General features: G+C 71.4%; 19 protein-coding genes. 9 read left to right on the top strand and 10 right to left on the bottom strand.

Features of this window, described 5'->3' with window-relative positions; all coding sequences use genetic code 11:
- Window positions 1-83 precede the first annotated feature (83 nt).
- The gene (locus VH569_RS10255) at window positions 84-1,295 is read left to right on the top strand and encodes a hybrid sensor histidine kinase/response regulator (RefSeq protein ID WP_423315252.1); all 1,212 of its coding nucleotides are present in this window, start codon (window positions 84-86) and stop codon (window positions 1,293-1,295) included.
- Between the two features lie 18 nt (window positions 1,296-1,313).
- On the opposite strand, the gene VH569_RS10250 is transcribed toward VH569_RS10255, so the two are convergent.
- Window positions 1,314-1,631 (bottom strand): hypothetical protein, encoded by a 318-nt coding sequence (locus tag VH569_RS10250; protein WP_423315251.1) that lies wholly within the window; start codon window positions 1,629-1,631, stop codon window positions 1,314-1,316.
- Between the two features lie 130 nt (window positions 1,632-1,761).
- Here VH569_RS10250 and cutA point away from each other — a divergent pair, with 130 nt between their 5' ends.
- The 3 genes from cutA (at window position 1,762) to VH569_RS10235 (ending at window position 4,421) form a co-directional block, all read left to right on the top strand.
- On the top strand, window positions 1,762-2,106 hold the full coding sequence (gene cutA / locus VH569_RS10245; protein WP_423315250.1) for a divalent-cation tolerance protein CutA: 345 nt from the start codon (window positions 1,762-1,764) through the stop codon (window positions 2,104-2,106).
- 174 nt (window positions 2,107-2,280) lie between these two features.
- On the top strand, window positions 2,281-3,519 hold the full coding sequence (gene glp, locus VH569_RS10240; protein ID WP_423315249.1) for a gephyrin-like molybdotransferase Glp: 1,239 nt from the start codon (window positions 2,281-2,283) through the stop codon (window positions 3,517-3,519).
- On the top strand, window positions 3,516-4,421 hold the full coding sequence (locus VH569_RS10235) for a LysR substrate-binding domain-containing protein (RefSeq protein WP_423315248.1): 906 nt from the start codon (window positions 3,516-3,518) through the stop codon (window positions 4,419-4,421). The genes glp and VH569_RS10235 overlap by 4 nt, the downstream gene beginning before the upstream one ends.
- Window positions 4,422-4,431: 10 nt before the next feature.
- On the opposite strand, the gene VH569_RS10230 is transcribed toward VH569_RS10235, so the two are convergent.
- Together VH569_RS10230 and VH569_RS10225 are read right to left on the bottom strand one after the other, a co-directional pair.
- Window positions 4,432-5,790 (bottom strand): PepSY-associated TM helix domain-containing protein, encoded by a 1,359-nt coding sequence (locus VH569_RS10230; RefSeq protein ID WP_423315247.1) that lies wholly within the window; start codon window positions 5,788-5,790, stop codon window positions 4,432-4,434.
- Between the two features lie 51 nt (window positions 5,791-5,841).
- Window positions 5,842-6,252, bottom strand: coding sequence for a hypothetical protein (locus VH569_RS10225; RefSeq protein WP_423315246.1), 411 nt, complete (start codon window positions 6,250-6,252; stop codon window positions 5,842-5,844).
- Window positions 6,253-6,454: 202 nt separating this feature from the next.
- Between VH569_RS10225 and VH569_RS10220 the strand changes: the two genes are divergently transcribed.
- Together VH569_RS10220 and pbpC are read left to right on the top strand one after the other, a co-directional pair.
- Window positions 6,455-11,671 (top strand): MG2 domain-containing protein, encoded by a 5,217-nt coding sequence (locus VH569_RS10220; protein WP_423315245.1) that lies wholly within the window; start codon window positions 6,455-6,457, stop codon window positions 11,669-11,671.
- 18 nt (window positions 11,672-11,689) lie between these two features.
- Window positions 11,690-13,759: a penicillin-binding protein 1C gene (pbpC, locus tag VH569_RS10215; protein ID WP_423315244.1), complete on the top strand. Its 2,070-nt coding sequence runs from the start codon at window positions 11,690-11,692 to the stop codon at window positions 13,757-13,759.
- Between the two features lie 5 nt (window positions 13,760-13,764).
- On the opposite strand, the gene VH569_RS10210 is transcribed toward pbpC, so the two are convergent.
- Complete coding sequence (locus VH569_RS10210) at window positions 13,765-13,974, bottom strand: hypothetical protein (protein WP_423315243.1); 210 nt, start codon at window positions 13,972-13,974, stop codon at window positions 13,765-13,767.
- A 186-nt stretch (window positions 13,975-14,160) separates the two neighbouring features.
- Between VH569_RS10210 and VH569_RS10205 the strand changes: the two genes are divergently transcribed.
- A complete protein-coding gene (locus tag VH569_RS10205; RefSeq protein WP_423315242.1) occupies window positions 14,161-14,541 on the top strand; it encodes a hypothetical protein in 381 nt (126 codons plus the stop codon).
- Between the two features lie 70 nt (window positions 14,542-14,611).
- Window positions 14,612-16,225 (top strand): multicopper oxidase family protein, encoded by a 1,614-nt coding sequence (locus VH569_RS10200; protein WP_423315241.1) that lies wholly within the window; start codon window positions 14,612-14,614, stop codon window positions 16,223-16,225.
- 17 nt (window positions 16,226-16,242) lie between these two features.
- On the opposite strand, the gene VH569_RS10195 is transcribed toward VH569_RS10200, so the two are convergent.
- The 4 genes from VH569_RS10195 to VH569_RS10180 all read right to left on the bottom strand — a co-directional run bounded on the left by VH569_RS10195 (window position 16,243) and on the right by VH569_RS10180 (window position 21,088).
- Window positions 16,243-16,470, bottom strand: coding sequence for a SlyX family protein (locus VH569_RS10195; RefSeq protein WP_377809647.1), 228 nt, complete (start codon window positions 16,468-16,470; stop codon window positions 16,243-16,245).
- Window positions 16,471-16,546: 76 nt separating this feature from the next.
- Entirely contained in the window at window positions 16,547-17,842 is a 1,296-nt protein-coding gene (locus VH569_RS10190) for an Nramp family divalent metal transporter (RefSeq protein ID WP_423315240.1), read from the bottom strand.
- Between the two features lie 226 nt (window positions 17,843-18,068).
- Window positions 18,069-20,282, bottom strand: a complete 2,214-nt coding sequence (locus VH569_RS10185; protein WP_423315239.1) for a helicase-related protein — start codon at window positions 20,280-20,282, stop codon at window positions 18,069-18,071.
- Complete coding sequence (locus tag VH569_RS10180; RefSeq protein WP_423315238.1) at window positions 20,279-21,088, bottom strand: TrmH family RNA methyltransferase; 810 nt, start codon at window positions 21,086-21,088, stop codon at window positions 20,279-20,281. The genes VH569_RS10185 and VH569_RS10180 overlap by 4 nt, the downstream gene beginning before the upstream one ends.
- Before the next feature lie 158 nt (window positions 21,089-21,246).
- Between VH569_RS10180 and VH569_RS10175 the strand changes: the two genes are divergently transcribed.
- Window positions 21,247-22,329, top strand: coding sequence for a patatin-like phospholipase family protein (locus VH569_RS10175; RefSeq protein ID WP_423315237.1), 1,083 nt, complete (start codon window positions 21,247-21,249; stop codon window positions 22,327-22,329).
- Window positions 22,330-22,332: 3 nt separating this feature from the next.
- Here the strand turns inward: VH569_RS10175 and VH569_RS10170 are convergent, their stop codons facing one another.
- On the bottom strand, window positions 22,333-25,473 hold the full coding sequence (locus tag VH569_RS10170) for an efflux RND transporter permease subunit (protein WP_423315236.1): 3,141 nt from the start codon (window positions 25,471-25,473) through the stop codon (window positions 22,333-22,335).
- 19 nt (window positions 25,474-25,492) lie between these two features.
- Entirely contained in the window at window positions 25,493-26,758 is a 1,266-nt protein-coding gene (locus VH569_RS10165) for an efflux RND transporter periplasmic adaptor subunit (protein ID WP_423315235.1), read from the bottom strand.
- Window positions 26,759-26,871: the final 113 nt, after the last annotated feature.

Genomic DNA, 26,871 nt, shown 5'->3' with positions numbered 1-26,871 from the left:
CATTACCCCCGGTTCTGTTCGAAAATGGAAACGGGGCGCCTTCGGGAACCCCATCATCCTCCGTTGAGAGCCGTGGTCGAAGCATGAGTCTCATTCATCGCCTTCAGTCGCTGGAAGCGGAGCGCGATGCCGCCCGGGAGGAAGCCGAGCGCGCGAATCTCGCCAAGTCGAAGTTCCTCGCCGCCGCCAGCCACGACCTCCGCCAGCCGCTCCAGGCCCTGTTCTTCCTGTCCGCAGCCCTTGCCCGCCATGTCGGCGACCATAGCGGCCGCGACCTGCTGTCCCGGCTCGACCAGGGGCTCGACACCATGAAGGGCCTGCTGGACGGGCTGCTGGAGGTGTCGCGGCTGGAGGCGGGGGTGGTGACGCCGGTCCTCGACACCTTCGAGGTCAGCGAGCTGACGGACGCGCTCGACGCCGCCTATGGCGAGCAGGCGACCGCCAAGGGGCTGGTCTGGCGGGTGGAGAGCTGCGAGGCGGTGCTGCGCAGCGACCGCGGGCTGCTGATGCAGCTGCTGCGCAATCTGGTCGACAATGCGCTGCGCTACACCGAGGCGGGGGCGATCCGCATCCGCTGCCGCATCGATGCCGGGCCGGACGGCGACCGGCTGGCCATCGAGGTGCAGGACACCGGCATCGGCATCCCGCCCGAACATCTCGACCGCATCTTCGAGGAATTCCATCAGGTCGGCAATCCGGAGCGCGACCGCCTGCGCGGGCTCGGGCTCGGGCTGGCCATCGTGCGGCGGCTGTCGCAGCTGCTCGACCATCCGGTCGAGGTGCGGTCGGTGCATGGGCAGGGCTCCGCCTTCCGCGTCCTGGTGCCGCTGGCGCCGGCCCGTTTCCTCGCCGGCCGGGCAGGGGGGCCGGAGCGGCCGCCTTCCATCGACCGCCCGCGCCTTGCCGTGGTGGTCGATGACGACGCGGTGGTGCTGCTCGGCTTGCAGACGGTGTTGACCGAATGGGGGTTTCGCGTCGTCGCCGCCGACAGCGCCGACCGGGCGATGGACCGGCTGGAGTCGCTGGGACGGGTGCCGGACATCGTCATCGCCGATTACCGGCTGCGCGAGGGGCGGGTCGGCACCGAGGTGATCCGCCGGGTGCGCGCACGCTACGGCGCCGACGTCCCGGCCCTGATCCTGACCGGGGAGACCGGCGCCGACACGCTGGCCGACGCCTCGGCCCATGGCGTGGCGATCCTGCACAAGCCGGTGACCCCGCGCCAACTCCAGGCCGAGGTCGACCGCCAGCTGCGGATCACGCGCGTGAACGGCATCGCGCAGGCCGCGCAGTAGCTCCGCTCAAGCAGCCCCTTAAATCAGCGCACCCTGCCGCACATCGGCCTCCGACTCGTCGGCCGGGGCGGCATCGCCGTGGTCATGCCCGCCCAGCGCGGTGCGGCCGGCCTCCGTCAGGCGGCAGACCAGCCAGTCCGGCTTCAGCGGATTGTCGAACCAGCGCTCTGCCCATCCCGCCTTCAGGCAAGCTTCCACCGTCGGCTTCTTCACGCGCTGCCCGCGCTCGTCGAACAGCGGCAGCTTGCCGCCCGGCTGGTCCAGACCGCGGCGCAGCCATGCTCCCTGAACGTCGGACGGGGCGCTGCGGGACGGGGAACGGCGGGGCTTTGCCATGGGACGGGCTGCTCTTGCGGATACGGGAACGGACAGGAAAATCGCCGGCCCCGGCGGGGGCTGTGGCAAAGTGCGGGCATCCTACGCGAAAGCGCGAGGCAGGTGCATCGAAAAGGAGGGAGCTTTCCCCATGCCGGAAACCAGCCCCGATCCCGATGGGGACGGCCTCGTCTTCGCCTATATCACCGCCGGCTCGAAGGAGGAGGCCCTGCGCCTCGGCCGCAGTCTGGTGGAGGAGCGGCTGGCCGCCTGCGCCAACGTGCTGGACGGCATGACCTCCGTCTATCGCTGGAACGGTGCGGTGGAGCAGGCCGACGAGGCGGTGCTGATCGCCAAGACCCGAGCCTCGCTGTTCGAGCGCCTGACGGCGCGGGTGCGCGAACTGCACGGCTACGACACGCCCTGCGTCGTTGAACTGGCGGTCGGGCGCGGCAACCCGGCCTATCTCGACTGGCTGCGGGCGGAGACCGCCTGAGGCGCCGCAATACAGGAATATCCAAACAGAGCCTTGACGCCGATCAAAGGCACGGGTTGCAGTTGGCGATAGGAAAGGCGCCGGCCTCGCCGCCGCTCGGGGCGGCCACCTCATCCCCGGCCCATTCATCCCCGGCCTCTTCATCCCGGCCTCTTCATCAAGGACATCGAGATCATGGACGATTGCTCCGCACACGGCCCCATTCCCCTGTCGCTGGACGAGGCGGTCGCCCGCGTCGCGCAGGGCTATGGCGCGGTGACCGGGACGGAGGAGGTGCCGCTGCGCCGCGCGCTCGGCCGCGTTCTGGCGGAAGAGGTGGTGGCGCCGGTCAACGTGCCGCCGGCCGACGTCTCGGCCATGGACGGCTGGGCCTTCGCCGCCGAGGCGGGGGAGGGCTTCCGGCGGCTTGACGTCGTCGGGCGGGTTCCGGCCGGATCGACGTTCGGCGGCGCGGTCGCGGCGGGGCAGGCGGTGCGCATCTTCACCGGCGCGCCGGTCCCGGCCGGGGTCGACACCGTGGCGATGCAGGAGGATTGCCGGACCGACGGCGACGCCGTGCTGGTCCCGGCCTCGCTGAAGCGCGGCTCCAACATCCGGCTGGCGGGCGAGGACATGACCGCCGGTGCCGTGGTGCTGCAACCCGGCCAGCGCCTGCGCGCGCAGGAGGTCGGGCTCGCCGCCGCGGTCGGCCGCTCCGCCCTGACGGTGCGCAAGCGGTTGACCGTGGTGCTGTTCTCCACCGGCGACGAACTGCGCGAGCCGGGGACGCCGAAGCCCGACCACGCCATCTATGACGCCAACCGCTACACGCTGGCCGCGCAGCTCGACGCGCTGGGGGTGGAGGTGCGCGACCTCGGCATCCTGCCCGACCGGCCGGACGCCACCCGCGCCGCGCTGGCCGAGGCCGCCGGCACCGCCGACCTGATCGTCACCAGCGGCGGCGTGTCGATCGGCGAGGAGGACCATGTCAAGGCGGCGGTCAATGCGCTGGGCTCCATCGACCTGTGGACCCTGGCGATCAAGCCGGGCAAGCCGCTGGCGCTCGGCCGGGTCGGCGACACGCCCTTCCTGGGGCTGCCCGGCAATCCGGTGTCGGCGATGGTGACCTTCCTGCTGGTCGGCCGGCCGCTGGTCCTGCGCCTGTCGGGCGCCAGCGGCATCGCCACGCCGCGCAGCCTGGTGGTCGCCGACTTCACCTTCACCAAGAAGCCCGGCCGCCGCGAGTTCCTGCGCGCCCGGCTGGAGCGCGGCGCCGACGGCCGGCCGGTCGCCGTGAAGTTCCCCAGCGACAGCTCCGGCGTGCTGACCTCGATGGTCGAGGCCGACGGGCTGGTCGACATGCCGGCGGAGGCCACGGCGGTGCGGCCCGGCGATCTGGTCGATTTCCTGCCCTTCACCGGCCTGTTCGCGTGACGCTGGAGCAGCTGCGCATCTTCGCCACGGTGGCGGAGATGCTGCACTTCACCCGTGCGGCGGAGGTTCTGCACCTGTCGCAGCCGGCGGTCAGCGCCGCCATCGCCGCGCTGGAGGCGGAGCATGGCCTGCGCCTGTTCGACCGCATCGGCCGCCGGGTCGAGCTGACCGCCGCCGGCGACCTGCTGCACGCCCAGGCCCGCGCCATCCTGGCGAAGGTCGAGGAGGCCGGCACGATGCTGGCCGAGCTGTCCGGCCTGTCGCGCGGCGCGCTGCGTCTGGCGGCGAGCCAGACCGTCGGCAACCACTGGCTGGCGCCGCGGCTGCTGCGCTTCGCCGAGGCCTATCCCGGCATCCGGGTCGATCTGTCCATCGGCAACACCGAACAGGTGGCCGAGGCGGTGCGCGACGGCCGCGCCGAACTGGGCATCGCCGAGGGAGCCGTGGCCGATTCGGCGCTGGTCAGCGAACCGATCGAGGGCGACCGGCTGCGGCTGGTGGTCGGCGCCGGCCATCCCTGGGCCGGGCTGGGCCGGGTCGGGCGGGAGGAGATGGCGGCCGGACGCTGGATCCAGCGCGAACCCGGCTCCGGCACCCGCGCGCTGTTTGAGGCGGCGATGCGCGGGGTGGGGCTGGCCCCCGACGCGCTCGATGTGGCGATGACGCTGCCCGGCGGCGGGGTGATCCGGGCGGCCCTGCTGGCCGGCGTCGGAGCCAGCGTGCTCTCCGACCTGATCGTCGCCGAGGATCTGGCGGCGGGCAGGATCGTGGCGCTGGACGGGCTGGACCTGCCGGCCCGGCCCTTCCATCTGCTGCGGCACCGCGACCGCTACCGCAGCATCGCCGAACGGGCGTTCGTGCGCAGCGCGCTGGACGCCGGGCAGGCGCCGGCTTCCAGCTGACGAACCGGTCTCAGGCCGTCCGCAGGGCGCGGGTCCCGTAACCGGCCAATTCGATGGCGGCGAAGGCGAGCATCGAAAGCCCGACCATCGGGAAGAACAGGCCGCCGGCAACCGCGATCAGGATCAGCCCCTTCGGCACGGCCTGCCCGGCGGGCAGGCGTGGCGCGCCCAGGCCGCCGGCCGGGCGGCGCTTCCACCACATCACGACGCCCGACAGCGTCAGCCCCACCATCGCCACCAGTGCGGCGAGCAGCACCAGCTGGTTCGCCAGCCCGAAGGCCTGGCCCATATGGATGCCGACCCCCCATTCCGCCAGCCGGCCGAACAGGCCCAGATCCTTCAGCTGCATGTCGAACAGCACCGTGCCGCTGTACTGGTCGAGATGGACCACCCGTTCCCGGCTGACGTCGTCGGGATAGACGGAGGCGGTGAAGACGCCGTCCGGCCTGGACGGGAAAGCGATGGCATAGCCCGGCGCCATGCCCAGCGCCTCCACCGTCCGCACGACATCGTCCAGCTTGGCGGGAACCCCGGCCGCCGCCGTCGACAGCGGCACCGGCTGGTTTTCCACGATCCAGGGGGCACGGTCGATGGTGTCCTTCAGCGGGACGGTCGAGACCGGGTACTTGTCCCAATATCCGTCCGGCATGCCCATGCCGACCGCATAGGCCGCTCTGTAGAACTGCTTGCCCCAATAGCCCGACCAGGGCAGTCCGGTCATCGCCAGGAAGACGATGAAGACACTGACGAAGAGTCCGGTGACGGCATGCAGGTCGCGCCAGAACACGCGCTTGCCCGGCCGTCCGCGCACGGTGACGACCCCGCCCTTCCGCTGATCGCGCGGCCACCAGAGATAGAGGCCGGACGCGGTCATCAGCACCATCCAGCCGGCCACCCCCTCGACGACGCGCTCCGCGAACCAGCCGGCATATTGCAGGCTGTGCAGCTTGCGCACGACATACATGGTGGGCGATCCCGCGAAGCCGCCGTCCCACAGGCTGCCCAGCACGCGGCCGTCATAGGGATCGACATAGACGACGTCCTTCAGCCCGTCGGATCCCACGATCTTCACTTCGGCGGGACGGTCGGGTGCGGCGGGAGCGCCGTACCCCTTGAGCGTGCCGGGATGCGCCTCCAGCGCCCTGGCGACCAGGGCGGACGGAGCCAGCCGCCCGGTCGCCTGCGGAGCCACGAGGCGCAGGTCGCGGTGCAGCCCGTCGTTGATCTCGTCCTTGAACAGATAGAGGGCGCCGGTCACGCAGAGCAGGATGACGATGGGCGCGCAGATCAGCCCGGCGAAGAAGTGCCAGCGCCACAGCGCACGGTAAAGGGCAGAGCCGATGGCCCCGCCTTGCAGAGTTTGCGTCATGAATTGTCCAGTCGGTCGTCGCGATGCGGGTTCGCCCGGCAGGCGGGCGGCTCAGTGCGTCGGATGACGGCCGGATGGCGGGGCTTGCGACTGGAAGGGCTTGAGCGGCTTGGGGCGGTGCGGCTGTACGGGCTCCGGCACCTCCGCCGGCAGCAGCGGCATCGCCGGCAGGACCAGCATCTGCAACGCCGGCAGCAGGACGAGAAACTGTCCGAGCCAGCTACAGGGCAAATGGAGCGGCGGCAGGTCGGGCTTCTCGCTCTGCCCGCCGTCCGGCAGCGGCAGCCCGTCATGGTCCGCCGGCAGATAGACCAGCTCGCTGCCGGTGCAGATCGCGACATAGCCGTCGCGGTCGGCGGCGCCGGCATAGGGTGCGGCAAGGCGAACGAACAGGCTGAGGCTCAGCGCGAGTGCAAGCGCCAGCCCCCACCGTTCCTGCAGCCTGCGGCAATAAGCCAGCATCGGTTTCCGTTCGCCAGAGAGCCCGAAAGCGTTCGATCGTTATCCGATCCTCGGCCAGCGGACAAGTGCCGGTGGAAGCGCCGTCCTCGACAAGCGTGGTGGTACCCATACAGCCGAACGGTGCATCGGCGGTTCGCCATATCGCCATGACCGGGTTATCGGCGCTATAACCGGGCGATCCCGCTTCCGGTTGTAAGGCGACATGATGGCACGGCTGTTGACGCTGCTTTGGGTTCTGGTGGTGATGGCGATGACGGCCGGCCCGGTCCGTGCCGACTATACGCCGCCCGGCGCCCTCTCCGACGCTTCCGCCTATGCCAACGGGCTGCTGCTGAAATCGCCGCCGCAGCCGAAGCCGCAGGTGATCGCCGACCTGCTGAAGCAGGCGCGCGCCGCCCGCGACCGCAAGGACATCGCCGGCGCCATCCAGGCCTACGAGAAGACGATTACCCAGGGCGGCGGCTCCCCGTCGGTCTGGCTGGAGCTGAGCGCCGTCTGGCAGGCCGCCACCCCGCCCAACCGGGACCGCGCGCTGCAAAGCGCCGTGATGGCCGGCCAGTTCAACCCGAAGGACGAGGAGCGGGTCGCCATCCTCTGGCGCATCGCCACCCTGATGGACGAGGCCTTCGGCAAGCCGGACGAGGCGGTCAAGGCGTTGAGGTCGATCCAGGAGATCGCGCCGAAGATGGAGGCGGCGACCCTCGACACCCAGGTGCCGAAGCTGGAGGAGCGCATCGTCGCGCTCCGCCGCAAGGCCGGGCTGGCGCTGAGCGGCGTCACCGTCAATGCGGAGGGCAGCAGCCCGCGCGTCTGCTTCCAGTTCAGCGACCGGCTGAGCAGCAAGCAGGGCGTGCGCTTCGACGACTATATCCGGGTGGAGCCGCCGACCAAGACCGCCATCGAGACGCGCGACAACAGCCTGTGCCTGCGCGGCGTCACCCATGGCTCCGGCTACACCGTCACCCTGCGCCAGGGGCTGCCCGGCGAGGACGGCGTGAACCTGAAGGCCGACGAGACCCAGCGCGTGCGCGTGCCTGACCGGCCGTCGATGGCGGCCTTCCGCGGCTCCGCCTACATCCTGCCGCGCAAGGGCGCCGACGGCATCCCGGTGGTCAGCGTCAACACCGACCGGCTCGACGTGTCGGTCTACCGCATCGCCGACCGCGCCCTGGTCTCCAACAAGTATGAAGGCAACATCTTCAACGAGCTGACCAGCTACTCCGCCGACCGGCTCGCCCAGGAGAACGGCGAGCTGGTGTGGTCCGGCTCGCTGGAGGTGAAGGGGGAGCGCAACCGCGACACCACCGCGGCGATCCCGTTCCGTCAGGCCGTCGGCGACGATCCCAAGGCCGGCCTCTATGTCGTCACCGCCCGCCCGCATGACGTGGAGGAGTCCGACCGCTGGGAGGCGCTGGCGACCCAGTGGGTCCTGCTGTCCGACATCGGCCTGACCAGCTTCCGCGGCGCCGACGGGCTGACCGTCTTCGCCCGCTCCTTCGGCACGGCCAAGCCGCTGCCGGGGGTGGATGTCGCCCTGGTCGCCCGCAACAACACCGAACTGGCCCGCACCAAGACCGACGAGTTCGGCCGCGCCCGCTTCGCCCCCGGCCTGTTGAAGACCGGCGGCAACGCGCCCGAGATGGCGATGGCCTATCTCGGCACCGATTTCGCCATGCAGGATCTGACCGGCGCCGCCTTCGACCTCAGCGACCGCGGGGTCGGCGGGCGTCCGGCGCCGGGACCGATGGACGCCTTCGTCTATGCCGACCGCGGCGTCTACCGCCAGGGCGAGACGGTGAACCTGTCGATCCTGCTGCGCGACGACAAGACCGAGGCGGTCGACAACTTCCCGCTGACGGTGAAGGTCCTGCGTCCCAGCGGCACCGAATATTACAGCGGCGCCCTGAAGGGCCAGGAGGCCGGCGGCTTCTTCCTGCCGCTGACCCTGACCCGCACCGCGCCGCTCGGCGGTTGGGAGGTGCAGGTCTACAGCGACCCGAAGGGCGAGCCGATCGGCCGCGGCTCCTTCCAGGTCGAGGATTTCGTGCCGATCAAGCTGGCGCTCGACGTGACCGCCAGCGCGCCGATCCTGGTGCCGGGCCAGCCCTTCGAGGTGACGGCGCAGGGCCGCTTCCTCTATGGCCCGCCGGCCGCCGGCCTGGACGGCACCGCCGAGGTGGCGCTGAAGACCGACCCGATGCCCTATCCGGCCTTCAAGGACTATCGCTTCGGCCGCGTGCAGGACAATCCGACCGAGCGGCTCGACCCGCTGGAGTTCCCGACCACCGACGAGCAGGGCGTGTCGCACATCGCCGTGACCCTGCCGGAGGTGCCGGACACCAGCAAGCCGCTGCGCGCCGACATCCGCGTCACCCTGTCGGAGCCGGGCGGGCGTCCGGTCCACAAGTCGGTCAGCGTGCCGGTGCGGCCCAAGACCCATGCGCTCGGCCTGCGCCCGCGCTTCTCCGACGGGCGCGTCGGCGAGGGTGGTGAGGCCGCCTTCGACCTCGTCGCCGTTGCGCCGGACGGCAGTGCCGTCGCCAAGCCCGGCATCAAGTGGGAACTGGTCGAGGAACGGGTGTCCTTCGTCTGGTTCCGCCGCGACGGCCGCTACAGCTACAACGCCACGGTGCGCGACATCCCGCTGGCCTCGGGCAGCGTCGACGTCGCCGCCGACAAGCCGGCGCTGGTGGCGCTCGGCAAGCGCGACTTCGGCCGCTACCGGCTGGAGGTGACGGACAAGGCGGCCGGCGTCGCCAGCTCCTACCGCTTCTATTCCGGCTGGGCGAGCGGCGACGAGACCGCCGACATCCCGGACAAGCTGGAGGTCTCGACCGACAGGCAGTCCTATAAGCCGGGCGAGACCGCCCGCATCCGCGTGGCGCCGCCCTTCGCCGGCGAACTGCTGGTGACGGTGGCGACCGACCGCATCTTCGACGTGCGCACCATCCCGGTTCCGGCCGAAGGAGCGACAGTGGAGATCCCGGTCGATGCCGCCTGGGGTCCGGGCGCCTATGTCACCGCCACCGCCTACCGCCCGCCGGTCAAGGGCCGCGAGCGTCAGCCGGTGCGCGCCATGGGCGTCGCCTGGGTCGGCGTCGATCCGTCGGTGCGCACGATGACCGTGGCGCTCGACGCCCCGCAGGTGATGCGCCCGCGCAGCCGGCTGGAGGTCGGGGTGAAGGTCGCCGCCGCCGATGGCGGGTCGATGACCGACACCTACGTCACGCTGGCCGCGGTGGACGAGGGCATCCTGCGCCTGACCGATTTCGCCAGCCCGCAGCCGGAGAAGCATTATTTCGGCAAGCGCCGGCTCGGGCTGGACATCCGCGACGATTACGGCCGGCTGATCGATCCGCTCGACGGCCCCTATGGCGCCATGCGCCAGGGCGGCGATTCGAGCGGCGCCGGGCTGCCGGTGGTGCCCTTCACCGTGGTTTCCCTGTTCCACGGGCCGGTGAAGGTCGGTGCCGACGGCACCGCCCGCATCGGCTTCGACGTGCCGGACTTCAACGGCGAGCTTCGGCTGATGGCGGTCGCCTACAGCCGCGGCCGCGTCGGTTCCGCCGCCGGTCCGGTGACGGTGCGCGACCCGCTGGTCGCCGACGCCATCCTGCCGCGCTTCCTTGCCCCCGGCGACGACAGCCGCGTCACCCTGTCGCTCCACAATGTCGAGGCGGCGGCCGGCACCTATGAGGTCGCCGTCACCGCCCAGGACGCGGTGGCGGTTGAGGGCGGCACCCTGTCGGTTCCGCTGGCGAAGGGCGAGCGCAAGACGCTGGTGGTGCCGCTGAAGGGCGTCGCCGCCGGCATCGGCCATGTCGCCGTGGCGGTGAAGGGGCCGGAGAATCTGGCGCTGAACCATGACTATGGCATCACCGTCCGCCCGGCCCGCTCGGTCGAGACGCAGTTCGTCACCCGCCAGATCGCGCCCGGCGAGAGCGTCCGCTTCGACGGGGCCGAGCTCGCCACCTATCTGCCGGGAACCACCAGCTGGTCGGCCAGCTTCACCACCGCACCGCCCTTCGATGTCGCCGGCATCCTGCGGGCGCTCGACCGCTACCCGTTCGGCTGCCTGGAGCAGACGGTCAGCCGCGCGCTGCCGCTGCTGGTGGTGCGCGACGTCGAGCTGGCGCTGGGCAAGGATCGCAAGCCCGACGACGGGCTGGAGGCACGGGTCCAGCAGGCGATCTCCCGCACGCTGGACAAGCAGCGCTTCGACGGCGCCTTCGGCCTGTGGGGGGCGAATGACGAGGCCGACGGCTGGCTGACCGCCTACGCCGCCGAGTTCCTCGTCCGCGCCAAGCAGAAGGGCGAGGCGGTTCCCGACAAGCCCTTGACCGACGCCCTGAACTGGCTGCGCCAGCGTGCCATCGCCAGCGCGTCGGAGCCGGGGGATCTGGCGGTGCGCGCCTATGCCCTGCACACGCTGGCGCTGGCCGGCGTGTCGCTGCCGGGTCCGGCGCGCTACCTGCACGACACCGCGCTGGAGAAGCTGCCGACGCCGCTCGCCAAGGGGCAGCTGGGCGCAGCGCTCGCCCGCATGGGCGACCAGGAGCGGGCGGCCAGCGCCTTCGACAGCGCGGTCGGCCATCTGGCGCGCGAGGAATGGCATGTCGATTACGGCTCCACCGTCCGCGACTCCGCGGCGCTGGTGGCGCTGATGACCGAGGTCAACATGGCCGGCACCCGCATCCCGGCGCTGATCGACCGTCTGCCGGCCTCCGCCACCGCCGCCAACCGCACCAACACGCAGGAAAAGGCGTGGTCGGTGCTGGCCGCCGACGCGCTGCTGCGCGGCGCGCCGGCCAAGGCGGAGATGACGCTGGGCGGTGCGAAGAAGGACGGCGCGCGGGTCGACCTGACCCCGACGCTGGCCCAGCTGAAGGCCGGCATCCCGGTCGCCAATGCCGGCAAGGCGGCGGTGTGGCAGGCGGTGTCGCTGTCCGGCGTGCCGGTGGCGCCGCAGCCGGCGGCGCGCGAGGGGCTGCGCATCAAGCGCAACTTCTTCACCCGCAAGGGCGAGGTGCTGAACCTCGACAGCATCAAGCAGAACGACGTGTTCGTCGTCGTGCTGGAGGGCGAGGCCAACACCAAGCTGTTCCACCAGGGCATGGTGACCCATGCGCTGCCCGCCGGCTGGGAGATCGAGAACGCCAAGCTGGGCGGCGGCACGCCGGAGGAGATGGCGTGGCTGGGCGACCTCAGCTACACCCGCACGACCGAGGCGCGCGACGACCGCTATGTCGCCGCGGTGGACCTGACGGAGGACCAGCAGACCTTCAAGCTGGCCTTCGTCGTCCGCGCCATCACCCCCGGCACCTACGAGCTGCCGGGGGCGACGGTGGAGGACATGTACAAGCCGCGCTTCTTCGCCCGCCAGACCACCGGGCGGATCACCGTCCGTCCGGCGGAGTGACGATTGGCGCCGGCTTGGGTGCGTAACGTTTGGGGAAGGCGGGCGGGGGTGGCGGTGGCCGGCGTCGCCGTCCTGATGGGGACGGCGCTGCTGCTCGACCGGCTGTTCCCGCCGCCGCTGGACCGGTTGGCCGACCTGTCGGTGACGGTCACCGACCGCAAGGGCCAGCCGCTGCGCGTCTTCACCAATGGGGCCGGCGCGTGGCGGCTGCCGGCGACGGTGGACGATGTCTCGCCGCTGTTCGTCGAGCTGCTGCTGGCCTATGAGGACCGGCGCTTCGAAAGCCATGCCGGCGTCGATCCGCTGGCGGTGCTGCGCGCGGCGGGGCAGAATCTGGGGGCGGGGCGGGTGGTCTCCGGCGCCTCCACCATCACCATGCAGGTCGCCCGCCTGCTGGAGCCGCGGCCACGCACCTTCACCGCCAAGCTGATCGAGGCGGCGCGGGCGGCGCAGTTGGAATGGCGCTACGGCAAGCGCGACATCCTCGGCATGTACCTGACGCTCGCCCCCTATGGCGGGAACATCGAGGGCATCCGCGCCGCCTCGCTGATGCTGCTGGGCAAGGCGCCGGCCGAGCTGGACGCGGCGGAGGCGGCGCTGCTGGTCTCGCTGCCGCAATCGCCCTCCCGCCTGCGTCCCGACCGCTTTCCGGAGCGGGCGCAGGCGGCGCGCGACAAGGTGCTGGACCGGGTGGCGGAATCGGGCGCGCTGTCGCCCAAGGTGGTGGCCGAAGCCAAGACCTTGCCCGTTCCCTCGGCCCGCCTGCCCCTGCCGGCCTCGGCCCCGCATCTGGCCGACCGGCTGCGCCGAGCCAACCCCGGACGGGCGGAGATCGCCACCACCATCGACGGCACCCTGCAACAGGCCGTCGAGGCGCTGGGCCGGCGGACGGCGGAGACGCTGAACCCGCAGGCCGGGCTGGCGGTGCTGGTGGTCGACAACCGCGACCGCTCGGTCCTTGCCTATCTCGGCAGCCCCAACGCGCTGGACGAGACGCGGCAGGGACCCATCGACATGGTGCGGGCGGTGCGCTCGCCCGGATCGGCGCTGAAGCCCTTCATCTATGGGCTGGGCTTCGACGACGGCATCATCCACCCGCTGACCCAGATCGCCGATGTCTCCACCCGCTTCGGCGACTGGGCGCCGCGCAATTTCGACCGCAGCTTCACCGGCGACCTGACGGTGATGGAGGCGTTGCAGCGCTCGCTGAACGTGCCGGCGGTGCTGGTGCTCGACCGCGTCGGGCCGCTGCGCTTCGCCGAAGCCCTGCGCAAGGCCGGTGCCCGGCTGGTGCTGCCGGGCGGCACGACGCTGCCGGGGCTGCCGGTGGCGCTGGGCGGGGCGTCGATCAGCCTGTGGGACATGACGACGCTGTACAGCGGGCTGTCGCGCGACGGGCTGGTGGCGCCCTTGCGCGCCAGGCTGGACGAGCCGGGTGGGGCGGAGCAGCGGCTGCTGTCGGCCACCGCGGCGCAGCAGGTCCGCGCCATTCTGGAAGGCTCGCCGCCGCCGCCGGGGGTGGTGCAGGCGCAGGAGTTGCGCGGCAGTGGGCCGGTGGCGCTGAAGACCGGCACCAGTTACGGCTTCCGCGACGCCTGGGCCTTCGGCGTCACCGGGCGCTATACCGTCGGCGTGTGGGTCGGGCGGCCGGACGGCACGCCCAGCCCCGACCATTACGGCCGCAACACCGCCGCCCCGCTGCTGTTCGAGGTCTTCGACCGGCTGCCGGCCGAGCGCGGCCATCCCGCCGGTCCGGTCAGGAACGAGGCGCCGCCGGAGCTGCTGCGCCACCTGCGGCCGGGGGAGGTCGAGCTGGCCGGACCGCGCCAGACCGACCGGCTGCGCCTGACCTTCCCGGTCAGCGACATGGTGCTGGAGGCGCTGGGGCCGGATGGCAAGGGAGAGCCGATGACCCTGACCGCCGCCGGTGGGCGGCGCCCGCTGTCCTGGCTGATCGACGGGCGGCGCATCGCCCAGTCACCGATTGCGCGCGACGTGGTGTGGCGTCCGGACGGGCCGGGGGTGGTGCGGGTCACCGTGCTGGATGCCGACGGCCGCAGCGACAGCGCGACCGTCGAGATTCGCTGAAACCGCTAAGACGCGCGGCGCAGGCCGAAGGGGCCGTCGTCGCGCCCGCTCCACACCCGCGTGCGGACGCGCATCTGCTTCTGGCAATCCACCGAGCAATAGAGCGGCGCCGGCCCCCGCGTGGACGGGCGGACGAAGGGACGGCCGCAGCAGGCGCAATGCAGCGGGCGGGTTGCGGTGTGCGGGAGGGTGGCCGGACGGGCGGAGGCGGACATCTCGGGAGTGTTTTCTTGGTTTCGGGTGACGGCCAATATAGGGGCGGTGTGTTGCAGTTCCATGCTCGGGAAAACGCCTAGGACTGAATGGGTAGATGCCCTGTCCGGCGGTCGGAGGCGGTTGACCGGCTTCGGCCTAGGGCCTATCTGAAAAGGCTGACAACAAGCGGGAGCGGTGCGGTGCCGATGCGCGTCGCCGACTGGATGCGGAGGCTGAGTGGGGTCGCGGGAGCGTTGGTTCTCGCGATGCTCGGCCTGCTGCTGTGGTCGGGGGATGCCTCTGCCGCCTGTCCGCATGACGCGCCGGCCGCCGTCGCGGCGCATGGCGTGTCGCCTGCCGTCGATTCGGGCGGAATGGATCACGGCCGCCCCGCGCCGGGCCGGACGCATCACGCGACGCAACCCTGCTGCGCCGGAATGGCCTGCGCGCCCATGGTCGTCGGCTTGCCGGGCGCCGGTCTGACGACCCCGGCCGGGTCTTTGGGGCCGCGCTTGCGTTGGGCGACCGGGCCGCTGCGCGAAGGGCTGGGGGTGCGGCCCGACCTGCCGCCGCCGCGGCTGGGATGATGCCGGCGCGCCGCCGGGCTTCCGCGGCGCTTTCTCCGTTCCCTGTACCCCCGATCCTTCGGAGTCCGTCATGACTCTCGTGCTTTCGCGCCGCCGTCTGTTGTCGACGGCGGTTGCCGGCGGCTGTGCCGCCCTGCTCCCCGCCTTTCCGCGCTCCGTCCTCGCTGCCAATCAAGTGGGCAACCCGATGGACGCCACCCGACTGACCGTCGACCGCCGCACCCTCGACGTGAACGGCAAGGCGGCCAGCGTGTTCGGCATCCGCCAGCCCGACGGTACCCCCGGGCTGACCCTCGACCCCGGCCGGCGCTTCCTGGTCGACCTCGCCAACCGGGCGGGGGAGGATGCGGTCATCCACTGGCACGGCCAGACGCCGCCCTATGTCCAGGACGGTGTCATCGACACCAACCGTCCGGCGATCCGCAACGGCGAGTCGGTCCGCTACGATTTCGCGCCGCGCACCGGGACCCATTGGATGCACTCCCACCACGGGATGCAGGAACAGCTGCTGATGGCAGCCCCGCTGGTGGTCCGCAGCGCCGAGGACCTGCGCGCCGACGAGCAGGAGGTGACAATCCTGCTGCACGACTTCACCTTCCGCGACCCGGCAGAACTGCTTGCCTCCCTGGGCGCGCCGGCCGGCGGAATGGCGCATGGCGGGCACGGCCAGATGGATCATGGCCAGATGGATCACGGCTCCATGGGCAATGGCGCCATGAATCACAGCTCCATGAACCACGGCGCGATGAACCACGGCTCAATGGCCGGCAGCGCGATGAACCATGGGTCGATGGATCACGGGCAGGTGGGCCAGGGTGCGGCGCATGGTTTAGGGCATGACATGAGCGGCATGGCCGGCGGCATGGCGATGGACCTGAACGACGTCGAATACGACGCCTACCTCGCCAACGACCGCACGCTCGCCGACCCGGAGGTGGTGCGGGTGGAGCGGGGCGGACGGGTGCGGCTGCGCATCATCAATGGCGCCACCTCGACCGCCTTCCATCTCGACCTCGGGCGGCTGAGCGGGCAGGTGATCGCCGCGGACGGCAACCCGGTGCAACCGGTTGCCGGCAGCCGTTTCGCCATGAGCATGGGCCAGCGGCTGGACATCCGCCTGACCGTGCCGGCCGAGGGCGGCGCCTTCCCGATCCTGGCCCTGCGCGAGGGGGCGGTGCAGCGCACCGGCATCATCCTCGCCACTCCCGGCGCTGCGGTGGAGAAGGTCGCGGCGGCCGGGGAGAGCCAGACCGATCCGCTCGACCTGTCTTTGGAAAAGCAGCTGGTCGCCGTCACGCCGCTGGCGGCACGCGCGGCCGACCTGACGCGGCGGATGCAGCTGACCGGCTCGATGGCGCCCTATGTCTGGAGCCTAGACGGCCTGACCTTCGGGGCGCACCGGCCGCTGACGGTCCGCCAGGGCCAGCGGGTGGAGCTGACCTTCGAGAATGCGTCGATGATGGCGCATCCCATGCACCTGCACGGCCATCACTTCCAGGTGGTGGCGATAGACGGCCGGCCGGTGGCGGGGGCGGTGCGCGACACCGTCCTGGTGCCGATGATGGCCAGCGTCACCGTCGCCTTCGACGCCGACAACCCTGGCCGCTGGCCGCTGCACTGCCACAACCTGCTGCACATGGCGACGGGGATGATGACGGAGGTGGTCTACGAAGGGGTGGGGTGAAGCAGCCCCCCATCCGCTCAATAATGCGGCGGCGGCCGGTCGTCCTGCGGGGAGGCGATGGCGTATTCCGCCGCCTCCACCCGGTCGCGCATGCGCCTCATCTGCGCGGTCAGGCGGTCGATGGTCTGGCCCTGGGCGAAGATGACGTCCGACATCTCCTCGGCCATGCGCTCGTAATGGGCAAGACGGCTTTCGAGGTCGGCGAGACGTTCTTCAAGACGGCGATGTTCGAGGGCGGAATCCATAAGGCACCGGATGGAGAAACGGGGAACGGGCCGCAAGATGGACCATTCCCCGCTCCGGGTCGAGGTGCCTTTCCGCTCACACCATCGCCGTGGTGCCGGCCAGCCAGCCGGACAGGCCGGTCAACACCAGCACGGTCAGGCTCGCCAGCCGCAGGGTCAGCGGTGCCATCGCCAGCCCGCCCATCAGCTTGTCATTGCGCAGCAGCAACAGCATCGGGATCAGGATGAAGGGCAGGGTCAGGGCCAGCACCACTTGGCTCAGCACCAGCAGCCCGTCCACCGCCCCGTCGCCAGCGCTGCCCAGCACCGCCAGCGCCGGGATCAGCGAGGCGCCGCGGGTGATCAGCGCGCGGGTGATCGGGCGCAGCCGCAGGTTCAGGAAGCCTTCCGTCACCATCTGCCCGGCCATCGTGCCGGTGGTGGTGGAGCTTTGGCCGGCGGCCAGCAGGGCGATGGCGAAGACCAGGGCGGCGACACCGCCGATGCTGCTGCCCAGCAGGGCGTGGGCGTCCTCGATGCCGGGGGAGGCGCCGGCAGCCGCTCCCTGGAACGCCACGGCGGCGACCGCCAGGATGGCGCCGTTGACCAGACCGGCCAGCGCCAGCGCGGTCGACAGGTCGATGGTCAGCCAGCGGGCGGCCTGCCGCCGCTCCTCCGCCGTCTCGACCTCGGCCAGCCGGGCCTGCACCAGACCGGAATGCAGGAACAGATTGTGCGGCATGACGGTGGCGCCGACGATGCCCAGCGACAGGTACAGCATCTCCGGATCGCGGGCCAACTCGATGCTCGGCATCAGGCCGGCCAGCAGGGCGGCGGGGTCGGGGCGGGCGATCGCCAGCTCCCAGGCGAAGCAGACGACGACCACGCTCATCAGCGCGCCGACCACCAGTTCGGGCGCACGGCCGCGGGCGCCGGGCAGGGCCAGGATGCCGAAGGTCAGCACGGCGGAGATCACCACCCCGGCCATGACCGGGATGCCGAACAGCAGCTTCAGCGCGATGGCGCTGCCCAGCAGCTCGGCCAGATCGGTGGCGATCATCGCCAGTTCCGACACCGCCCACACCAGCATCGCCACCGGCCTCGGGAAGCGCTGGCGGATCAGCCGGGCCAGATCGGTGCCGGTCGCCAGCGTCAGCCGGACGATCAGCCCTTGCAGGAAGATGCCGGCCAGACTGGCGATCAGCACCGCCGACAACAGGGCGAAACCGAAGCTGGAGCCCGCCGCGATGTCCGTCGCCCAGTTGCCCGGATCCATATAGCCGACAGCCACCACGAAGCCGGGGCCGAGCATGGTCCAGAACCGGCGCCCCACCGCAGGGGTGCGGGGGTGGGTGGGGACAGCTTGGGCGATGGTGGGGGATGCGGTCTTCACGCCGGTTGCTCCTGAACGGGACGGCCAGAGGCTTGGCCGCCGATGCAACAGTGGCAGGGTCTTTCGATAGTGTCCAATCGACGTTTTCTAACGCAACGATAGGCACTCGCTATCGATATGGCAACCGAGCCAAGTCGGGTCCAGTTCAGAACAGCAGGGCGGTCACTTCGTTCGCAGTGCAGCAGTGCCATGCGGGCGAATTTCGCCGGGAACCAATCCCCCTCCGTCAGCGGCGGCGCGGCCCGAAGCGCTTGCGCGGGGCGCCGCGGAAGCCGGAGGACGGCGGCGGCTCGCGGCGGCGGGCGCGGGAGGCCAGCGCTTCGGACAGGCGCTGGCCGATGGCGTCGCGGGCGCTGCGCACCCGGTCGCGGTCGGGCAGGACGTCCGGGAACTTGCGCGACGCCCAGAAATAGAGGTCGCAGGCGCGCGATGCCGCCTCCAGCACATCGGCGGCCAGCCCGTCGAGCCGCGCCGGGATCAGCCGGCCGAGCGGCAGCCTTTCTCCGGCCTCCACCGCATCGAGGATGGCGGCGAAGACCTTGGCATCCTCCGCATCCTCCAGATCGGCGGGGGCGAGCAACAGGTCGAGCCGGGCGGCGAGCGTCAGCCGGCGGGCGTCCAGCATCGGGGCGGCGCGGCGCAGCGCCGACAGGTCGGCCAGCCGGAAGGGGGAGCCGGCGGTGGCGGCGCTGCCGAAGCACTCCACCAGCAGCCGGGTCTCGGCGCTGTCGATGTGGCTGGCAAGGCGGGCCAGCATGGCGCGGGTCGGGCGGACGGGCAGGGGGGCGTCGGCGCGCAGGCGGCGGTCGGGCGCCTCCAGCAGGCGTTTCAGCGCGGCGGGGGTGCCGCGGGCGATGACGCCGAAATGCCCCTCCTCGAACTGGCCGAAGCGGCCGGCGCGGCCGGCGATCTGCTTCACCTCGGTCGCGCTCAGCGGGCGGACGCTGCTGCCGTCGAACTTCTCCAGCGCGGTGAACAGCACCCGGCGGCAGGGCAGGTTCAGCCCCATGCCGATGGCATCGGTCGCCACCACCACATCGGCCTCGCCGGCCAGGAAGCGCGCGGCCTCGCGCCGCCGCACCGCCGGGGCCAGCGCGCCATAGATGGCGGCGACCGACAGCCCCTGGGCCAGCAGCGTGTCGCGGACGCTGTGCACCTCGCGGCGGGAGAAGGCGATCAGCGCGTCGCCGCGCTCCACCTCCGCCCACTCCAGCCGGCGGTCGAGCATCGACAGCGGGGTCTTGCGGTCAAGCTCCACCACCTCCAGCGGCTCGCCGAGATGAGCGGCGGCGCGCTCCACCAGCGGCCGGACCTCCGGCGCGCCGAGGATGTAGACGGTCTCCGCCGGCACCCCCATCAGGGCGGCGGTCCAGGCCCAGCCGCGCGCCGGGTCGGCCAGCATCTGGATCTCGTCGATCACCGCGACCTCGACCGGGCGGTCGGGGTCCATCACCTCGATGGTGGAGGCGGTGTGGCGGGCGCCGGGGGTGCGGATTTCCTCCTCGCCGGTGATCAGCGTGGTGGGAGTGCCCTCGCCGTTCAGCCGCTCCATCACCTCCAGCGCCAGCAGGCGCAAGGGCGCCAGATAGACGCCGTCGCGGGCTTCCCGCAGCGCCGTGATGGCGCGGTGGGTCTTGCCGGAGTTGGTCGGGCCGATCACCAGCACCAGACGGCGGTTCATGCCGCGCGCCACCGGGAACAGCCGTTCGAAGCGCGAGAAATCGAAATGTCGGTCGACATAGAGCCGGCCGCGCGCTTCCGCCCGGTCGCGCCGCCACTGGTCGTACTCGCGGTCCCAGCGGTCGAGCAGTTCGTCGGCGTCGCTGCGGTTGCGGGCGGCCTTGCCCAGCCGGTCGGCGAGGCTGGCGAAGCCCCAATCCGGGTCGTCGCCGGCCCGGTCCGCCAGATCGCGCAGTTGGGCGGCGATGCGGGACAGGGCGTCGTCCAGCGCGGCGCGCAGGGCCGGGTCATGGTCCAGCCGGGCCGACAGCTCGGCATCGGACAGGTCCGACAGCTCCAGCGCGTCAAAGGTCCGGGAGACGTGCAGGCGGATCGCCGGGGACAGGCCGGGCCAGGGCAGCTCGTCGCTGCGCACGGCGCGGACGCGGGTGCGGTCCTCGCAGGACAGCAGGGCGGTGTGGCTGCCGGCCAGCGCCCGGCGGCCCTGGGCCAGCAGTGCGTCGCGGCGGTGGGCGCGGTCGATGCGGCCGGTGATCTCCAGCAGGATGGCCCCGCGCCGCTCCGCCGGCACCAGCAGGTCGCGCTTGCCCTTCGGCAGCGGCAGGCCGAGCGCCACCAGCCCGCGCGTCTCGGCGTCGGTCATCCGCAGCAGGCCGGCGGCCCCCAGCGTCGTCACCTCCGGATGGGCGACGGCGAGGTCGTGGACGAGATGCGGGTCGGCGGCCGGCATGCCGATGTCGTCGCTCATATCGTCTGTCATGGCACCTGTCCGGAAGCGATGTGGTGCAGCACGATGCCGCTGGTGGTCGCCACGTTGAGGGAATCGAAATCGCCGGCCATCGGGATGCGCACGCTGCGGGCGCGGGCCAGCAGGGCGGGCGGCAGGCCCGGCCCTTCCGAACCGAACAGCAGGGCGGCGCGGCGGGGCGGCGTCAGGGCGGCCAGCGTCTCGGCGCCGGCTGGGCTGAGCGCCACCGCCTCGAAGCCGAACCGGTCGAGCAGGGCGAGCGGGTCCTCGTCCGCGGCGAGCCTCGCCGTCGGCACCAGCAGGGTCGCCCCCACCGAAACGCGGATCGCCTTGCGGTAGAGCGGGTCGCAGCAGCCGGAATCGAGGATCACCGCATCGGCGCCGAAGGCGGCGGCGTTGCGGAAGATGCCGCCCATATTGTCGTGGTTGCCGATGCCGAACAGCATGACGACGCGGGCGACCGGCCCGCAGGCACCCAGCAGGTCGGCCACGCTGGGGACACCGGTCTTCTCCCCCACCGCCAGGATGCCGCGATGCAGGGGAAAGCCGGCGATGCGGTCCAGCACGGGCTGGGTGGCGGTGTAGACGGGGGTGTCCGCCGGCAGGGCGGCCAGCATCGGCTCCAGCGCCGCCAGCCTCTTCCCGGCGATCAGCAGCGAGCGGACCCGGTAACGGGCGGACTGCACGAGGCTGCGCACCACCACAGCCCCTTCGGCGATGAACAGCCCGTCACGGCCGACGAGGTCGCGCTCCCGCACGTCGCGGTAAGGCTCGATGCGCGGGTCTTCGGGGTCGGTGATCGGGATGATGGCTGGCACAGGGCGGCTCGGCGTCTGGAGTGTGCGCCTACTTAGTGCATGTGGGGGCGGGTTTCCAATGCCGTTCCCTGCCTGCCTCCATGGGCATACCCCCTTGCCGATGCGGAAGTCCCTGCTCATGTTGCGGTGCAGCATAAGCATTTGGGGACGTGCCGGCCATGACCATGATCCGAAAGCTGTGGAACCGTGTGTGCGGCAAGGCGACGCCTGCGCCGCGCGCGTGCCCCGCGGAACCGTTGGAACTGTCGGGGCCGGAACCGATGCTGGCCCTGCCGCCGCCCAGGCCGACGCTGGCGCTGGCATTGCAGGGCGGCGGTGCGCATGGCGCCTTCACCTGGGGCGTGCTCGACCGGCTGCTGGAGGAGGACATCCGGCTGGTCGGGGTCAGCGGCGCCAGCGCCGGGGCGATGAACGCCGCCATGCTGGCCCAGGGCTGGGCACGGGGCGGATGCAGTGGAGCGCGGGCGGAGCTAGCGACTTTCTGGGAGCGGGTCAGCGCCGCCGGGCGGCTGGGGCCGATCCGGCCGAGCGTGACCGACCGGCTGCTCGGCCGCTGGAACGTCGACCATGCGCCGGGAATCCATCTGGTGGACTGTGCGCGGCGCTGGGTCAGCCCCTATCGGACCCAATCGGCGGACTTCCACCCGCTGCGCGGCCTGCTGGCCGAGATGGTCGAACCGGAGCTGATCCGGCGGAGCGGGCTGCGGCTGTTCGTCAGCGCCACCAATGTGCGGACCGGAGCCCTGCGGCTGTTCGACGAGACGGAGCTGGAGGTCGATCACCTGCTGGCCTCGGCCTGCCTGCCGAGCCTGTTCCGCGCCGTGCGGATCGACGGCCAGGATTACTGGGACGGCGGCTATCTCGCCAATCCGCCGCTGTCGCCGCTGACGGCGGCCTGTCCCGGCGCCGACCTGATGGTGGTGGCGATCAACCCCTTCACCTGCTCCACCACGCCGGAGGACCCGGCCGGCATCGCCGCCCGCCTCAACCAGATCACCTTCAACGCCGCTCTGTTGCAGGAGATGCGCTGCCTGTCCGCCCGCAGCGACGCCCCGCGCCTGCACCTGATCGGCGCCGACGAGCATCTCCAGGATCTGGGGCTCTATTCGAAGCTGATGACCGACTGGAGCTTCCTCAACTGGCTGCGCGACGCCGGACGCGAGGCGGCGGGGCACTGGGTCGAGGAGAACCTGCGGGCTGTCGGCGTCGGCAGTTCGGTGCGGACCCCGGCCCTGGCCTGACCCTCACTCCGCCGGATGCTGCCCCGCCGGATGCTGCTGGGCGTCGGGATCGCTGTGGGCGAACCAGCGCTTCATCCGGCGCGACAGCCCGTCGAGATAGGTCAGCGCCACCGGCACCACCAGCAGCGTCAGGATGGTGGAGGACAAGAGCCCGCCGATCACCGCATGGGCCATCGGTGCGCGCTGCTGCGCGCCCTCGCCGATGCCGAGCGCCAGCGGCAGCATGCCGAAGATCATCGCGGCGGTGGTCATCACGATGGGGCGCAGGCGGATGATGCCGGCCTCGACCAGCGCATCGTGCAGGCTGGCGCCGCGCTTGCGCGCCTGGTTGGCGAAATCGACCAGCAGGATGGCGTTCTTGGTCACCAGACCCATCAGCATGATGAAGCCGATGGCGCTGAAGATGTTCAGCGTCGACCCCGCCGTCAGCAGCCCCAGGAACACGCCGACCAGCGACAGCGGCAGCGAGGCCATGATGGCGAGCGGTTGCAGGAAGCTGCCGAACTGCGAGGCCAAGATCAGGTAGATCAGGATGACGGCGAGCGCCAAAGCCTGCATGGCATAGCCGCTGGTCTCCGCGATGTCCTTGGTCGACCCGCCGAAGACGATGCGGTAGCCGGGCGGCAGCTCGATCTTCGCCAGCGCCGCCTGCAAATCGCGGCCGGCATCGCCGGCGGCGCGGCCCTGGACGTTGGCCTGGACGTTCACCTCGCGTTGCAGGTCGCGCCGGTTGATCTGCGAGGCGCCGAGCGTCGTCACCACCTCCGCCACCTGGGACAGCGGGATCATCCGCGGCGTGCCGTTGGCATCGACCCCGCCGGAGAAATGGATGCGGTCGAGGTCTGCGCGGCCGGCGCGGTCGCCTTCGGGCAGGCGGACCAGCACGTCGTAGCTCTCGCCGTCCGGCGCCTTCCAGCTCGACACCGTGTCGCCGGCGAACAGCGGGCGCAGCGTGTCGGCCACCTTGGCGGTGCCGATGCCGAGGTCGCTGGCGAGGTCGCGCTCCAACCGGACCGCCAGGGTCGGCTTGGCCGCCTTCAGCGTGCTGTCGACATCGACGAAGCCGGGGATGGCGCGCATGGCGCCGATGACGGTCTGCGACAGCCGGTCCAGCTCGGCGATGTCGCGGCCCTGCACCGAGACCTGGATCTGCTTCTGCACGCCGCCGACGCCGGGGATGGCGATGCCGATGGTGACGCCGGGGATGGCCGACAGCCGTTGCCGCAGCAGCGGCGCGAGGTCGTTGGGCGAGCGCTTGCGCTGGTCGATGGGGGTGTAGCGCAGATAGATGCTGCCGCGGTTGTGGCCGATGGAGACGCCGGTGTTGACGGTGCTGTAGGTGTAGGCGATCTCCGGGAACTCGCGGATCGCCGCCTCCACTTGGCGGGTCTTGGCGGTGGTGGTGGCGAGCGACGAGCCAACCGGGGATTCCACCTCGACGATCTGCTCGCCGAGGTCGGCGGCGGGGACGAACTCCACGCCGATGCGCGGCACCAGCAGGAAGCTGCCGAAGAAGATCGCCAGCGCCACGACCACCACCACCCAGCGCCGGCGCAGGCCCCAGCGCAGCAGCCGGCCATAGCCATGCGAGACACTGTCGAACCCGCGCTCGAACCATGCCGCGAAGCGACCGAAGATCGAGCGGCCGTGGCGGCCGTGGGCGGCCGGGTCGTACCAGATGCTGGACAGCATGGGGTCGAGCGTGAAGGACACGAACAGCGAGATCAGCACCGCAGCCGAGACGGTGATGCCGAATTGCAGGAAGAAGCGGCCGATGATGCCGCCCATGAAGGCGACCGGCAGGAACACCGCGACGATGGTCAGCGTGGTCGCCAGCACCGCCAGCCCGATCTCCGCCGTGCCGTCCAATGCGGCCTGACGGTGGCCCTGGCCGCGGGCGAGGTGGCGCATGATGTTCTCGCGCACCACGATGGCGTCGTCGATCAGGATGCCGATGGCGAGCGACAGCGCCATCAGCGTCATCATGTTCAGGGTGAAGCCCATCGCCGCCAGCATGCCGAAGGTGCCGAGCACGGCGACCGGCAGGGTCAGCGCGGTGATGACCGTGCTGCGCCAGGAACCCAGGAACACCATGACGATCAGGATGGTCAGGATGCCGCCCTCGACCAGCGTCTCCTGCACGTTGCTGAGCGAGTTGGTGATGCCGCGGGAGCTGTCGCGCACCACCGCCAGCGTCACGTCCGCCGGCAGCGAGCCGTTGGTCCGCAGATCCTGGATCGCCGCATGCAGGCCGCGGGCGACCTCCACCGTGTTGGCGCCCTGGACCTTCACCACATCGACCGCCAGCGCCGGGTTGCCGTTCAGCAGGGCGGCGGAATCCTGCTCCTCCTGCCCGTCGATCACCTCGGCGACCTGGGCGAGGCGCACCGGGCTGTTGCCGCGCCGGGCGACGATCAGGTCCAGCAGGTCGCGCGGGTTGCGCACGCGCCCCTCCACCTGCACCACGCGCTCCCGCCCCTGGCCGGAGACGGTGCCGGCGGGCACGTCCTGGTTCTCGCCGGTGACGGTGGCGATCACCTCGTCGACTCCGACGTTGAGGGCTTCCAGCTTTTCCGGCTTCAGCCGCACCAGGATCTGCCGCTTCACCCCGCCGGCGATGGTGGCCTTGCCGACGCCGCGGACATTCTGCAAGCGCTTCAGGATGATCTGGTCGGTCAGCGTGGTGAGGTCGCGCAAGCTGCGCAGGTCGGAGGTGACGGCGATGGACAGGATCGGCTGGTCGTCCGGGTTGAAGCGGGTGATCTGCGGATCCTTCACCTCGTCGCGGAAGGTGGCGCGGATGGCGGAGACTTTCTCGCGCACGTCCTGCAACGCCTGGACCGACGAGGTCTTCAGGTCGAACTCGGCGATCACCACCGACTGCCCCTCGTAGGAGCGCGAGGTCAGCGTCTTGATGCCGGCGATGGTGTTGATCGCATCCTCGACCGGGCGGGTGATGTCGGTCTCCACCGTCTCCGGGCTGGCGCCGGGATAGGCGGTGCTGACCACCACCACCGGGAAATCGACGTCGGGAAACAGGTCGACGCCCAGCCGGTTGTAGGAGAAGAGGCCGAGCACCATCAGCGCCACCATCATCATGGTGGCGAAGACCGGGTTGTCGACGCTGATGCGGGTGATCGGCATGGCGGCTGGTCCGTCCGGGTCAGGTGCCGGCGCCCGAGCCGGCAATCGAGACGCTGCGTCCGGCGGTCAGGCCGGGCAGGTTGCCGGTGACGACGCGGTCGCCCGGCGCCAATCCCTCCACCTGCACCAGATCGCCGCGCGCCCACAGCGCCACCCGCGTGACCGGGCGGCGCACGGTGTGGCCGTCGGCAATCGCCAGGACGAAGTCGCCCTGCCCGTCATGGCGGACGGCGACCGGCGGCACGGCGATGGCGCCCGCCGCCTGCGCCACCAGAACCTCGCCGCTGGCGAACATGCCGCCGCGCAGCGCGCCGTCGCGATTGTCGATGGTCACATAGACCGGGATGGCGCGCGATCCCGCCCGTGCCATCGGGTTGATGCGGGCGACGCTGCCAGCGAACTCCCGCTCGCCGAAGCCCTCCACCCGCAGGCTGGCGGTCTGGCCGACGGCGAGCCGGGCCACCTGTTCCGCCGGGACGGTCGCCTCGACCTCGACCCGCGACAGGTCGACCACTGTGAACATGGCGGCATTCACCGCCAGATTCTCCCCTGGATTGACGGAGCGGGTGGCGACCATGCCGTCGATGGGGCTGAGCACCACCGCGTCGCGCAGGGCCTTGCGCGCCAGTTCGACCTGCGCCGCCAGCGCATCGACCTGGGCGCGCTGGAAACCGAAGCTGCTCTCGGCCTGATCCAGGCTGGTGTCCGAGACGATGTTGCTGCGGTTCAGCGTACGGTTCTTGGTCAGCGTCTTTTCGGCCAGCACCAGCTGGGCCCGCGCGCCCTCCAGATTGGCCTGCTTCTCGTTCAGGCGGGCGGTCAGCTCCACCGTGTCGAAACGGGCCAGCATTTCACCGCGGCGGACCGCCTGCCCCTCGCGCACCGCCACCTCGGCCAGCCGTGCGGCGACCTCCGCCTTCACCGCCGACTGCTCCATCGGCGAGACCGAGCCGCTGAGCCGGACCGTCTCCGTCAGCGCGCGCGGGGCGACCGCCGTGACCTCCAGCGCGGTCAGCTCCACCGGGCGCTCCGCCGCCTGGCCTGCCACCGGGCCGGCCGGGGTGGGGGAGGGCGCCGCCGGATTGCGGGCGCGCCACAGGGCAACACCGCCGCCCGCCACAAGAAGAACCAGCAGGATCGCCAGCAGCCGGCCGAAGCGCCGGGGCTTGCGGGGCGGGGCGTCCTCCTGCGGCGCATCTTCTTGCGGTGTCGGCCGCCCGGGTTGCACCGGCTGCTGCTGCGGCGCCTGCGGGGCCGGCGGGAAGGTCCGTTGAGGGGCGGTCATGATCGTCGATCCAGTTCGGCCGAGCCTGTCCGATCGGAGCGGCATCGGTTGAGGGGGCGGCCGGCGCCCTCCATTAGGGGTGGCGTGGATGTTCCGTCAAGGTTCCCGTTGTC

Source organism: Azospirillum sp. 11R-A, assembly GCF_049472615.1.
Lineage (GTDB): Bacteria > Pseudomonadota > Alphaproteobacteria > Azospirillales > Azospirillaceae > Azospirillum > Azospirillum palustre.
Note: the sequence above shows the minus strand (reverse complement) of the source record. Positions and strands in the feature narration are given on the sequence as shown.